Genomic DNA, 13425 nt, shown 5'->3' with positions numbered 1-13425 from the left:
AATTATAAGTCCAAACTTAAAGTAAGTGTTACGATGGAGTTTTTATTGTTGATTGAAGCTGCATCAAGTGAACCGTTTTGGTAAAGTTGTTGCATTGTTTTTTGTTTTATGTTTTCATAAGCTAAATCTACTTTAGAATTTCCAAAGCTATATCCTAATCCCAATGAAAATCCTTTTAAGTCTCCTGCTATGGATGTATCCTTGTAGGGACTTTCTTCTAAACGATAGCCTCCTCTAAAGCTAAAGTTCTTCTGTCTTAATTCAGCCCCGATTTTGTATGAGTTAGCTGCTCTAAAAGTATTGATAATGTCACTATTTAAAGCGTTGTCTAAGGAATTATCATTGGAGTTAAAACTGGTATTTGCATAATTTTTTCTGCTGTAATCAAAACTAATAAGACCTGAATTGCCTAGGACATAGGCAATACTGCCAATAAGTTTTCCAGGTGTTTTTAAATTGTACTCAGGAAATATATTAACAATGGATGGGTTTACTACATACCCTTGACTAGCCTCATCGTCAAAAGTCGATAAATATTGAGTAGTTTCCTCACGAAGGGTAAGCCAAGTTGGGGTGGCGTAACTTAGCCCAACACGGATATCGTCGGTTAATTTAACAATGGTACCAAGCTGTAAAGAAAACCCCTCACCTGTTGTGTAAAGTTCGTTTTCAAAATTCACTTCGTTAATTGTAGATCCATCGTTTGTATTTTCTTCAAACAAATATGTACTTTTTCTAAAATCTATAAAATGAGAATTGATATTCAATCCTAATGATATAGATTTATTGTACTGCATGGCCAAATTTGCAGAAAATTTCCCATTGTATCCCTGAGTCAAATGGTCGTACTCTTGATTAAAGTTTCCCTGAGCAATATTTGAGGTATAGGCAGTATTATCATCATCGCCAGAAACGGGTTCAAGGATAAAACTGTCATACCCTAAAAATGCTTGTTGGTGGCGGTATCCAAAACTTGATCCTATAGATCCATATGCATCAGTTGTACTTTCACCAGGAAATGCACTAATATTTTCTAAATTCAACCCATTAGCATTTTCTAAAAAATAACTAGCAATAGAGTTGTTTGTAGAACCCGCAGCAAAAAAACGTGCATTGTAGTCTTGTAGTTGTTCATAGAACAAGCTCACAACAAATTTATTCCACATTGAATTGTTATTTTCAAAAACAAATGCAGCTCCAATTTGATGTAAATCAAAATTATTATTTGTTCGGTTATTTAATGAGCCTCCGAACTCGGTATCATTAGAAACAGAACTATTAGCCACAGACAAAGCGCCTTGGCTTCTGCTGAAAATGGCTGCACCAGCGGGGTTAAGGCTTACCCCAGAAATATCGCCTCCCAATGCACCAAATGCTCCACTAAGGGCCTTAAATCGAGCAGTGCCCTGAGTTTCGCCACTAGAGTATCTGAGGGCATCAGTTAAATCTTGCGCATGAATACAGCCAAATGAGATTAGGCCAAAAAAAGAAATAAGTAGTGTTTTCATTTAAATGCTATAATATCTTAGTTAAATATAGGTTAATTTCTTTTGCGTATGGTTGTTCCTCCTCTTGATCTTGAACCGCCACTTGATCTTGTAGTTGTAGATCTTGTTGACGATCTTGGAGGGCTATAGGTTGAGCGGGAACGTGTTGTTCTTGTTGATCTTGTGGTTGGTGTTGTTGTTCTAGTACTTCTTGTTCTGCTAGGTGAGCTTGTTCTCGTCTCGCGCGTTGTGGTTATTGTACCATCGCTGTTTCGAACAGATCGTGTTTTTGTCGTCGTTGTTCTAGAGGAAGTTCTTGTGGGGCGGTTAGTTTTGTAGGTTCTACTTGTATTACTTGATGTATTTCGCCTTGCATTTGAACGTGTTCTTGAAACAGTGCTCAAGGCACTGCGGTTGGCTAAGCTAGTTGTTCGGTAGCTCGAGGTTCTATTTCTTGAGTTTCTGTATCCATTGATATAAGCTACATTTCTGCTTCTGTAGGGCCCATAGTAAAAATATGGTCCATGTCCATAGCCCAGAAAAGGTGTATTCCAAGAGTTGTAGAAAAAAGGGTCCCAAAAACCATAATTGACATAGCCCCAATTATTCCATCCACCGTTCCATCCAAAATTGTTCCAACCCCACGGATTGTAGAACGGGCGCCCCCATCCAAAACCCCAAAAAGAAGGTCTTGTTTGTATATTGATAACAAGTTGTGAGTCGTTATTTTGTCCCCAACCTGCATAAGCTTCTTCATCTGAGTTCTGAGTACTGTCGTCATAGGTCCCACTATAGCTGTCAATATCTGTAAAAACTTCAGCTTCGTCGCTGTTGTATTCATTTGCTTTGCCTTTGAAGTAGTCGCTGTAATAACTGTTCTCTTGCGTACTATTGGAATTATCATCTTTGTAAACAACTTCCTTGGGTGCACTTTCGGAAGTGCCATAAATTCCATCTTCAGACATTCCAACATACTGGTAAGAACCACAAGAGGCAAAAAAGGTGAACCCGATTAAGGCTAAAAAAGCAGATTTGAGTAGTTGCAGTATTGTTGTAAATTTCATGACGATGTAATTTAAATTGTTGGACGTTTTAAAAATACTTAGTTTTGTGTAAAATTAATACATTTATTTACAACACAATAGTTGTGCCAAATTACAACAATATGCCTAAAAACCTTACAAAAAGAGCTGAAGATTACTCCAAATGGTACAACGAATTGGTTGTTAAAGCCGACTTAGCAGAAAATTCAGCCGTACGGGGTTGTATGGTCATCAAACCTTATGGCTATGCGATTTGGGAAAAAATGCAAGCCGAACTCGACCGTATGTTTAAAGAAACTGGCCATCAGAATGCATACTTTCCATTATTTGTTCCCAAAAGTTTGTTTGAAGCCGAAGAAAAAAATGCTGAAGGTTTTGCTAAAGAGTGTGCTGTGGTTACCCATTATCGTTTGCAAAATGATCCTGAAAACCCGGGTAAACTTCGTGTCGATCCCAAAGCAAAACTTGAAGAAGAACTGGTGGTGAGGCCCACAAGTGAGGCCGTAATTTGGAATACGTATAAAGGGTGGATCCAGTCTTACAGAGATTTACCAATATTAATCAATCAGTGGGCTAATGTAGTGCGTTGGGAGATGCGTACACGTCTGTTTTTGCGTACCGCCGAATTTTTATGGCAAGAAGGCCACACGGCTCATGCTACCAAACAAGAAGCACTAGACGAGGCCAAACAAATGAATCAAGTCTATGCCGATTTTGTTCAAAATTTCATGGCCATCCCTGTTATCCAAGGAACAAAAACAGAGAGCGAACGTTTTGCAGGTGCAGAAGAAACCTATTGTATTGAAGCACTTATGCAAGATGGAAAGGCACTGCAAGCTGGAACATCACATTTTCTTGGGCAAAATTTTGCTAAAGCATTTGATGTAAAATTCATGACCAGTTCTGGCGATCAAGATCATGTTTGGGCCACTTCTTGGGGTGTTTCAACACGACTAATGGGCGCACTTATCATGACCCATAGCGACGATCAAGGATTGGTACTTCCACCAAATTTAGCACCTTATCAGGTGGTGATTGTACCCATTTATAAAAGTGAGGAACAATTAGATGCTATAAGCACTGTTGCTCAGGATATTATGAATACACTTCGCAGTGTAAACATCAGTGTGAAATATGACGATAGAACCACCCAACGTCCTGGCGCTAAATTTGCACAACACGAATTGCAAGGTGTGCCTTTGCGTATTGCTATTGGACCAAAAGATTTAGAAAAAGGCACTGTAGAAGTCGCACGGCGTGACACTCTTTCAAAAACGACTTATCCTTTAGACGGACTGTCCAAAGAAATTAAAAATTTACTCACAGAAATCCAGCAGTCTTTATACAAAAGAGCTTTTGATTTTAGGGATACACACATTACAGAAGTCGATAGTTTTGAAGATTTTAAAAAGGTTTTGGAAGACAAAGGCGGATTTATTTCAGCACATTGGGATGGTACTGCAGAAACTGAGCAAAAAATCAAGGAATTGACCAAAGCCACCATACGTTGTATTCCTTATGATTCAATCGAGGAAGTTGGAGCATGTGTGTTTTCTGGTGCTGCTTCAAAAGGGCGTGTTTTATTTGCAAAAGCGTATTAAAATTTTCAAAAAAAGCTAAAAAAACAATCGCGATTGTTGTAGCATTTAAAAATAGTTGTATTTTTGCAACCGCAATAGAAATATTGTAGCTGTTTTGGATTTTAAAACAAGTTGAAAAACAAATGATTTAAATCGAAACAAAACGGCCCGTTCGTCTATCGGCTAGGACGCCAGGTTTTCATCCTGGTAAGAGGGGTTCGATTCCCCTACGGGCTACAATTTATAATAGTATAATATTTAAAGAATTATGGCAAATCATAAGTCAGCATTAAAAAGAATTAGAAGCAACAACGCCAAGCGTATTCTGAACAAGTATCAGCATAAAACTACACGTAATGCGATCAAAAGTTTACGTGAACTAACTAACAAGAAGAAAGCTGAAAAAGCGTTTCCTTCTGTGGCTTCTATGATTGACAAGCTAGCTAAAAGAAACATTATTCACAACAACAAAGCGGCAAATTTGAAATCTAAATTAGCCAGCCATATTGCGCAGTTGTAATTTCATCAAGATATTTAAAAAAAAAGCCTTCCATATTTTGGAAGGCTTTTTTTTATGCTCTGGTTTTTATTATCCATTCATGGAAATTAAAAACTCTTCGTTGTTTCTGGTTTGCTTAAAGCGATCATTAATAAATTCCATCGCTTCCACAGGGTTCATGTCGGCCAAATACTTGCGCATTACCCACATACGTTGTACGGTTTTCTCATCTAGTAATAAGTCGTCTCGTCGTGTGCTTGATGAGGTTAAATCAATGGCAGGGAAAATACGGCGGTTCGATATTTTACGATCCAACTGCAGCTCCATATTTCCTGTTCCTTTAAATTCTTCAAAAATAACTTCGTCCATTTTAGAGCCTGTTTCCGTCAGTGCGGTAGCAATAATGGAAAGCGAACCTCCATTTTCAATTTTCCTAGCTGCACCAAAAAAGCGTTTTGGTTTGTGCAAGGCATTGGCATCTACACCACCACTTAATATTTTTCCGGAGGCCGGTTGTACCGTATTGTAGGCACGGGCCAATCGTGTAATGGAATCGAGAAGAATCACTACATCATAGCCACATTCTACTAAACGTTTTGCTTTTTCCAAAACAATATTGGCGATTTTTACGTGTTCGTGGGCTTCTTTGTCAAAAGTAGAAGCAATTACTTCCCCTTGAACATTACGTTGCATATCTGTAACTTCTTCAGGACGTTCATCAATAAGAAGAATCATTTGGTACACTTCAGGATGGTTGGCGGCAATAGCATTCGCTACATCTTTCAAAAGCATGGTTTTACCTGTTTTTGGCTGCGATACAATCATACCACGTTGTCCTTTTCCAATAGGGGAAAACAAATCCATAATTCGTGTAGAAATGGTGCTTTGTTTTTCAGCAATATTGAATTTTTCTTGTGGAAAAAGTGGTGTTAAGTGTTCAAAAGCCACACGGTCTCTGACCACCTGTGGATCTAATCCGTTGATTTTGCTCACCTTAATCAGTGGAAAATATTTTTCACCTTCTTTTGGTGGACGTACATGCCCCAATACAGTATCTCCATTTTTCAGTCCAAATAGGCGAATTTGAGATTGTGAAACATAAATATCATCAGGAGAAGATAAGTAGTTGTAGTCTGAAGATCTTAAAAAGCCATAGCCATCAGACATTACGTCCAAAACGCCTTCACTTTCTATAATCGCATCAAATTCAAAATCGGGTTCTTTATAACGGTTTCTGTTGTCCTTATTGCCATTATTTTCTTTTCGCTGATGGTTGTTGTTGTTTTTATGGTTTTGTCCGTTGTTATGTTTTTGTTGCTTTTGCTGTTTTGGCTTATTTTGCTGTTCTTTAGCTGGGGTTTTTGCGTTGTCGTTGGACGAGTTGTTTTGGGGGTTGTTTTTTGAGTTGCGGTCTTGAGTTCGATCGTTGTTGTTTGGCTTGTTATGAGCAGGTTTATTGACGCGTTCTCGTCTTGGTTTTTGTGGTTGATTTTGATCTGCTTTGGGCTCAGCATTCGGCGTGGCAGCCTGAACGTCTAAAATTTGATAAATCAAGTCTAATTTTTTTAAACTTCTAAATTTGGCAACTTTTAAATCCTTTGCAATTTCTTGTAATTCAGGTAATTTTTTTTCTTTTAATTGTGAAATTTCAAACATTATATTTTGGTTGTTTTATGATAATTAAATTGAATATTTTCCGCTTTGAAGCAGAGAGGTGTGAAGATGATTATAAAATGAAATAGTTACTGATAAAATGAAAATAAATAAAAGCGAAAGAATGCTTTATTATTTGTACACTGCAATTATACAACAATATTTTTAAAAATATATTTAAAATAATAAAAAAGAAACTGCTACATTTGACATCCTTAAAGAGAATTATGCTTCAAAGAATACAAACTTTATATCTTTTGTTGTCTGCTGTAACTACAGGAGTGCTTTCTTTTTTGGTTCCCCTTTGGACTATTTCAGACAATTCACTCTATGCAAAAGACGAAAATGTTTATTTATGCCTGTTTTTAGCTTCTGCTTTGTTGTCTATTATAGCTGTTTTTTCATTCAAATCTAGACAGAGCCAATTTGTTTTTGGCCGTCTTAATATCATATTAAACTTAATTTTACTAGGATTGTTTGTATATCGACTACTTAACTTACCTGGAGCATTAGAAAATGCTGAGAAAGGTATTGGGTTGTTTCTTCCTGTTATTTCTATCGTGTTATTGGTTTTAGCCAATAAAGCCATTAAAAAGGATGAAGCGCTCGTAAAATCTGTAGACCGATTGAGATAAGCCTATTATCTTAGTAATATTAGTGCGAGAAAAAACCTTGATTTATTCAGGGTTTTTTTGTGCAATTCGTTTAAATTCTATGACTTCCAAGTTTTGAATAGTTCCATCAGAAATTTCAAAGCGCAACATGGTACGCATCTTATGAAAGCCATGTATGCCAACAGCACCTGGATTCATGTGCAATAACTTTAGTTTTTTGTCTTGCATCACTTTTAGAATATGCGAATGGCCAGAAATGAATAAATCTGGTGTGTGCTTATAAATATCTTCACGAACTTTTTTTGCATATCGATTTGGATACCCACCGATGTGCGTAATCCAAACCTTTATGCCCTCTAAGGTAAATTTTTGATGGAGTGGAAATTCTAAGCGTGCTTGATTGTTGTCAATATTTCCATATACAGCCCGAAGAGGTTTTATTTTTTTGAGTGCATCGGTTACTTTTAAGTCTCCAATATCCCCAGCGTGCCACACTTCATCTGCCTGATGAACATATTTTATGATTTCCTCCCCAATATAACCATGGGTGTCCGATAAGAGTAATATTTTTTTCATGGATTGATTAAAAACAAAGGGATTCCACTTCAAAGTCTTATCTTTGTTTTTTCAGCAACAAAAGTATCAAATTAGCGTGAGATATTTCATAGAATTCTCTTATAATGGAACCGATTATCATGGTTGGCAGGTACAACCCAATGCCGTAACTGTGCAGTCAGTTTTGGATAATGCACTTACGGTTCTACTCAAGATTCCAATAAACACAATGGGGGCTGGACGAACCGATACTGGAGTACATGCCACTAAGATGGTTGCTCATTTTGACTATGATCTAGTTATTGATGCTGTTGACTTGGTTTATAAATTGAATTCTTTTTTACCTAAAACCATAGCGGTCCACAACATTAGATCAGTTAAAGCTGATGCTCATGCGCGATTCGATGCTACACAACGCACTTATTATTATAAAATAGCGACATCGAAAGATGTATTTAGCTTTGCTACGGCCTTTTATTATACCAAAAATTTAGACCTTAACCTTATGAACAAGGCTTCAAACATATTGTTGGATTATTCTGATTTCAAGTGTTTCTCGAGAGCACATTCAGACGTTAAAACACACATTTGTACGATTTACGAAGCCCACTGGACTAAGAATGAATCTGAGTTGATTTTTAAAATTAGCGCTGATCGATTTTTGAGAAATATGGTTCGCGCTATTGTAGGAACATTGCTTGATGTTGGTAATCATAAAATATCGCTATCCGATCTGCATAAGATTATACAGTCCAAAGATCGCTCTAATGCAGGAGCTTCGGCTCCTGCAAAGGGCTTGTATTTAAGTGAAATAGTTTACCCTGATTCAGTTTATGATGGCTAAAAAAAATAAAAATATAGCTTTTGATGCACAGCTCTTTGGCCGTCTTTTGGGGTATACTAAGCGCTATTATGGGATTTTCTTTTTTGCATTAATTACTGTTATTGGGTTGGCTGTTTTTGGAGCTCTACGGCCAAAGGTTTTGCAGTTAGCCATGGATCAGAACATTGAGCAACAACAGCAAGCCGGCTTTCTGAAATATATTTTTTGGATGCTTATTTTGCTTTTTTTAGAGGTTGTCTGCAATTTGTTTTTCATTTATTATGCAAGTTGGCTTGGTCAATCTGTTGTTCGTGATATTAGAATCAAATTATTCAACAAGATTTTGGGCTTCAAGATGAAATATTTCGACAATTCCTCTGTTGGAGTTTTACTTACAAGGACAGTAACCGACATGGAGCGAATCGCCGACATATTTGGTGAAGGCCTGTTCATGATTTTCAGTGATATTCTCAAAATGTTGGTCGTTGGTTCTGTTATGGCTTATATGAATTGGCATTTGAGCATTATTGTTTTCTGTACACTTCCAATTGTACTCATTGCGACTAAAATTTTTCAAAAGTATATGAAAAAGGCCTTTGAAGATGTTAGAAATGAGGTTTCTAACTTAAATTCTTTTGTACAGGAACGCTTAACAGGCATGAAAATAGTTCAATTGTTTGCACGTGAAGCAATAGAATTTCAAAGGTTTAAAGAAATAAACGAGCGGCATAAAAAGGGATGGATTAAGACCGTTTGGTATAATTCAGTATTTTTTCCAATTGCCGAACTTTTATCTTCCATTACATTGGGAACTATTATTTGGCTAGGTGGGCTAAATGTAATTTTTGAACAAACAGCCACTGTAGGGGATTTGGCTGCTTTTATCATGATGGTCCCTATGATGTTTCGGCCATTACATCAAATCGCAAATAAATTCAATACCTTACAAATGGGTATGGTTGCTGCTGATCGTGTGTTTAAAGTATTAGACACACAATCTAATATTGAAGATTTCGGCACCGAAAAACTTACCAATTTCAAAGGGGAAATTGAATTTGATAAAGTAAGTTTTTCGTATGTGGCAAACGAGCCTGTTTTGAAGAATATTTCATTTCAGGTTGAGCCTGGTCAGACCATTGCATTGGTTGGTTCAACTGGAGCTGGGAAAACAACCATTATTAATCTTTTGAATCGATTTTATGATATCAGTTCTGGAGCTATTCGCTTTGATGGTAAAGACATTAAAACATTTTCATTGAAATCTCTACGCAAAAATGTTGCAGTTGTGCTTCAAGATGTCTTTTTGTTCGCGGACACTATTTTTCAAAACATTACTTTGGGAGATCCAAAACACAGTTTGGTTGATGTCAAGGCCGCTGCAAAACAAATTGGTATTCATGATTTTATCAGTTCTCTACCGGGGGGGTATCAGTATAACGTAAAAGAACGAGGGGCCATGCTATCTTCTGGACAAAGGCAACTGATTTCCTTTTTAAGAGCATATATCATAAACCCCAAACTTTTAATACTAGACGAAGCCACTGCCTCAATCGATTCTTATTCAGAACAATTGATTCAGGATGCAACAAAAAAAATCACCAAAGGCAGAACCTCTATTGTAATTGCCCATCGATTGGCTACAATCCAGAAAGCAGATAAGATCATTGTTATGGATGCAGGGGAAATTGTAGAGTTTGGCACACATAAATCTCTTTTAAAAAATCAGGATGGTATTTATCGAGGATTGTACGAGGCTCAGTTTTTAAAGCAAGCAGAATTAAGTTAGGTCTGCTTTAATTTTCTCTTTGAGTTCTTGAGTGTCATTAAACAATACAAACTCACCGTTATTAACATAGGAGACTTGCCCTGATTCCTCACTTACCACAAGAGCAATAGCATCTGTTTTTTCGGTTATTCCAATAGCTGCTTTGTGTCTCAGTCCGAAGCGCGAGGGGATGCTTTTTTTGTTGGTTACAGGCAAAATAACTCGAGTGGCTTTTATGATATTGTTTGCTATGATGATAGCACCGTCATGAAGCGGGCTGTTTTTGAAAAAGATGCTTTCTAGAATAGGTTGGGTAACTTTGATGTTCATTTCATCTCCAGTTTCAATAAGGAAGTCCAAATTATTGTTGCGTTCAAGTACGATTAGGGCCCCAGTTTTACTGCTCCCCATTTTTACACAAGCATCGATAATCGCCTCTGTATCTGTTGTATTTTCGTTTACAGTATTTGCCAAGAATTTAAAACGACCCAAAACGCCACTTTTCTTTCCAAAATTTGTAGAACCAATCATTAATAAAAATTTTCGTATTTCTGGTTGAAATACAACGATTAGTGCAATAATTCCAACACTCATAAATCCGCCTAATATTCTTGTGAGCATATGCATTTCAAGCGCATCAACAAGCAAGAAAAATAAATAAAAAATCACAATTCCAATAAAGATATTGATGGCTACTGTGCCTCGAATCAACTTGTATACGTAGTAAAGCAAAAGGGCAACAAGAATGATGTCTACGGTATCAAGGATGTTAAAGTTTAAAAGGTCTTTGAGAATATCCACGAAAATAAAATTTTAATAAAGATACAATTTTAATGTAAAACCATTAGAGTTGATTGAACAGTTTGATGCACTCCACGGCTTCTTTTACATCATGAACTCGAAGAATGCATGCGCCATTCATAAGTGCCACCATGTTAAGGGCAGTGGTGCCGTTAAGGGCTTCTTCAGCTGTACAGCCAAGGACTTTATAAATCATTGATTTTCTTGAAACGCCAGTTAGAATAGGACAGTTCAAATTTTTGAAGAATTCCATTTGATTGAGCAGTTCATAATTTTGAGCTAATGTTTTTGCGAAACCAAACCCTGGATCGATAATAATATCTGTAATGTTGTGTTGTCGCGCAAGCTCGATTTGTTTTGAGAAATAGGCATAGATCTCATTTATTAGATGTTGGTATGTTGTGTGGTTCTTCATGGTTTGTGGAGTGCCTCTCATATGCATCATGATGTAAGGAACGCCCAATTCCCCAACGGTTTTAATCATATCTGGGTCAAGTTTTCCAGCAGAGATGTCGTTCGATATGACTGCACCAGCACTGACACATTCGCGAATCACTTTTGCACGAAAACTGTCTATAGAAATCAAAACATCAGGATTATTTTTTTGGATTAACTCAACTACAGGCACAATCCGTTTTAGCTCCTCATTTTCAGATATAAAATCAGCACCTGGCCGCGAACTATAAGCGCCAATATCAAGAAAGGTAGCTCCTTCTGAAATGAGTTTTTCAGTCTGATTTAATATACTCTTAGCATCTTTGTATCGACCTCCATCATAAAAAGAATCAGGTGTAATGTTCAATACGCCCATTACCTTTGGTGTGTTAAGGTCTACCAGTTTTCCATTACAGTTAATGCTTAAATTTATATTCTTGTTTTTAGATTTCATGGCTAGTCTAAAGTTTAAACCATAAATTTTGATGGTTTGAAAATTTTAAGCGAAATTTACGCAAAATTCAATCCATTTTATGCAAAATACATCAAAAGAATATGATGCAATTGTCTCAAGCTGTAGAGATTTGTTTTCCAAGAAAATGAAAGACTACGGTTGTGCTTGGCGTATTTTAAGATTACCTTCACTGACGGATCAGATTTTTATAAAAGCACAACGGATTCGTGGATTGCAACAAAATAAAACCCAGCGGGTAAAGGAGGGTGCCTCTAGCGAATTTATCGGCATTATAAATTATTGTGTAATGGCATTGATTCAAATCGAACGCGGCGTAGTCGAACAACCAGACTTATCTTTTGAAGAGACAATGTCTGATTACAATTCGAAAGTGGCTCAAACAAAGCAACTTATGATGGATAAAAACCACGACTACGGCGAGGCTTGGCGTGATATGCGAGTGAGTTCACTAACAGACTTGATTTTACAGAAATTGTTGCGGGTAAAACAGATTGAAGATAATGCTGGTCAAACATTAGTTAGTGAAGGAATCGATGCTAACTATCAAGATATGATCAATTATGCCATTTTTGCACTTATTCACTTAAACAACAACCAATGAAAATATTAACCCCTATTTCAAGAATCTTTGTAGGGATACTATTTGTTATTTCGGGGTTTATAAAACTCAACGACCCACTTGGGTTTTCCTATAAGCTTCAGGAATATTTTAGTGCGGATGTGTTAAATTTACCTTTTTTTGAGCCTTATGCGCTCGCTATTTCAGTATTTGTTGTTGTTTTTGAAGTTGTGTTGGGTGTGTTTCTGTTGATTGGCTATAAACCCAAATTCACACTTTGGAGTCTTTTGTCAATGATTGTTTTCTTTACGTTTTTGACTTTTTATTCTGCGTATTTTGACAAAGTCAAAGATTGTGGATGTTTTGGCGATGCTTTGAAATTAACCCCATGGGAAAGTTTTACAAAGGACGTAGTTTTACTGGTTCTTATACTGATTATCTTTTATGGACGTAAATATATTAAACCGATTTTCAATTCTTTCATGACCAACATCATTGCAACGCTCAGTTTAGTTTTGAGTTTGGCATTTGGCTATCATGTTTTGATGCATTTACCAAGTATTGATTTTAGGGCGTACAAAATTGGAGCTAATTTGATTGAAAACATGAGTACTCCACCTAATGCACCTAAAGCAGTCCAAGAGTTTACTTGGACTTTTGATGTCAATGGTACGCAACAAACGTTTGTAACCGACGGGTCTTACCCAGCTGTAGACGGAACCTATGTGGGTGTAGAAACTGAGATTATAGAGGAGGGTTTTCAACCCTCAATTTTAGATTTTTCTATTGAATCAGATCAGGACGACTTTACCAATTATTTTCTTAATCAAGAACGCTTGCTAATGATTGTTTGTTACAATCTGGAAACTGCGAATCAACAGGGGCTTCAAAAATTAAAATCTGTATCTGATCTTGCCCTTGCAAAGGGATATACTGTTATTGGTTTAAGTGCTTCTGGAGAGGAAGTAAAAAGTAGAATCACAACGCTGTATGACCTTGATTTCGAGTTTTACATTTGCGATGAAAAAGCATTGAAGACCGTAGTACGCTCTAATCCTGGGCTATTGCAACTAAAAAGCGGCACAGTACAACAAAAGGTGCATTGGAATGACATCGATGATTTACAATTATAAATT

General features: G+C 36.8%; 13 protein-coding genes and 1 tRNA gene. 8 read left to right on the top strand and 6 right to left on the bottom strand.

The features are described 5' to 3' along the window. Positions 1-2: 2 nt before the first annotated feature. Both FORMA_RS02550 and FORMA_RS02545 read right to left on the bottom strand, forming a co-directional pair. On the bottom strand, positions 3-1508 hold the full coding sequence (locus FORMA_RS02550; protein ID WP_069674181.1) for an OmpP1/FadL family transporter: 1506 nt from the start codon (positions 1506-1508) through the stop codon (positions 3-5). A gap of 32 nt (positions 1509-1540) precedes the next feature. Next, on the bottom strand, positions 1541-2551 hold the full coding sequence (locus FORMA_RS02545) for a hypothetical protein (protein ID WP_069674180.1): 1011 nt from the start codon (positions 2549-2551) through the stop codon (positions 1541-1543). Between the two features lie 101 nt (positions 2552-2652). Here FORMA_RS02545 and proS point away from each other — a divergent pair, with 101 nt between their 5' ends. The 3 genes from proS (at position 2653) to rpsT (ending at position 4630) form a co-directional block, all read left to right on the top strand. Next, positions 2653-4131: a proline--tRNA ligase gene (proS, locus tag FORMA_RS02540; RefSeq protein WP_069674179.1), complete on the top strand. Its 1479-nt coding sequence runs from the start codon at positions 2653-2655 to the stop codon at positions 4129-4131. A 144-nt stretch (positions 4132-4275) separates the two neighbouring features. After that, positions 4276-4347 (top strand) — tRNA-Glu (locus FORMA_RS02535). A 31-nt stretch (positions 4348-4378) separates the two neighbouring features. Further along, the gene (rpsT, locus tag FORMA_RS02530) at positions 4379-4630 is read left to right on the top strand and encodes a 30S ribosomal protein S20 (RefSeq protein ID WP_069674178.1); all 252 of its coding nucleotides are present in this window, start codon (positions 4379-4381) and stop codon (positions 4628-4630) included. A gap of 69 nt (positions 4631-4699) precedes the next feature. On the opposite strand, the gene rho is transcribed toward rpsT, so the two are convergent. Beyond that, entirely contained in the window at positions 4700-6265 is a 1566-nt protein-coding gene (gene rho / locus FORMA_RS02525; RefSeq protein WP_069674177.1) for a transcription termination factor Rho, read from the bottom strand. A 224-nt stretch (positions 6266-6489) separates the two neighbouring features. Here rho and FORMA_RS02520 point away from each other — a divergent pair, with 224 nt between their 5' ends. Then, complete coding sequence (locus FORMA_RS02520) at positions 6490-6897, top strand: DUF4293 domain-containing protein (protein ID WP_069674176.1); 408 nt, start codon at positions 6490-6492, stop codon at positions 6895-6897. Between the two features lie 42 nt (positions 6898-6939). Here FORMA_RS02520 and FORMA_RS02515 read toward each other — a convergent pair whose 3' ends face one another. After that, on the bottom strand, positions 6940-7452 hold the full coding sequence (locus tag FORMA_RS02515) for a metallophosphoesterase family protein (RefSeq protein ID WP_069674175.1): 513 nt from the start codon (positions 7450-7452) through the stop codon (positions 6940-6942). Positions 7453-7528: 76 nt separating this feature from the next. Here FORMA_RS02515 and truA point away from each other — a divergent pair, with 76 nt between their 5' ends. Next, positions 7529-8275, top strand: coding sequence for a tRNA pseudouridine(38-40) synthase TruA (gene truA, locus FORMA_RS02510; protein WP_069674174.1), 747 nt, complete (start codon positions 7529-7531; stop codon positions 8273-8275). Further along, a complete protein-coding gene (locus FORMA_RS02505) occupies positions 8268-10040 on the top strand; it encodes an ABC transporter ATP-binding protein (protein WP_069675419.1) in 1773 nt (590 codons plus the stop codon). The genes truA and FORMA_RS02505 overlap by 8 nt, the downstream gene beginning before the upstream one ends. Here the strand turns inward: FORMA_RS02505 and FORMA_RS02500 are convergent. Then, positions 10032-10820: a diadenylate cyclase gene (locus tag FORMA_RS02500; RefSeq protein WP_069674173.1), complete on the bottom strand. Its 789-nt coding sequence runs from the start codon at positions 10818-10820 to the stop codon at positions 10032-10034. The two genes, FORMA_RS02505 and FORMA_RS02500, sit on opposite strands and share 9 nt — an antisense overlap. A 43-nt stretch (positions 10821-10863) precedes the next feature. Continuing rightward, entirely contained in the window at positions 10864-11709 is an 846-nt protein-coding gene (gene folP, locus FORMA_RS02495) for a dihydropteroate synthase (protein WP_069674172.1), read from the bottom strand. A 79-nt stretch (positions 11710-11788) separates the two neighbouring features. Here folP and FORMA_RS02490 point away from each other — a divergent pair, with 79 nt between their 5' ends. Both FORMA_RS02490 and FORMA_RS02485 read left to right on the top strand, forming a co-directional pair. After that, positions 11789-12331, top strand: a complete 543-nt coding sequence (locus FORMA_RS02490) for a DUF1599 domain-containing protein (protein WP_069674171.1) — start codon at positions 11789-11791, stop codon at positions 12329-12331. Next, positions 12328-13422, top strand: a complete 1095-nt coding sequence (locus FORMA_RS02485) for a BT_3928 family protein (RefSeq protein ID WP_069674170.1) — start codon at positions 12328-12330, stop codon at positions 13420-13422. The genes FORMA_RS02490 and FORMA_RS02485 overlap by 4 nt, the downstream gene beginning before the upstream one ends. The last annotated feature ends 3 nt before the right edge of the window (positions 13423-13425 follow it).

The organism is Formosa sp. Hel3_A1_48, assembly GCF_001735715.1.
Lineage (GTDB): Bacteria > Bacteroidota > Bacteroidia > Flavobacteriales > Flavobacteriaceae > UBA3537.
This window is presented reverse-complemented; position numbering and strand designations above follow the sequence as displayed.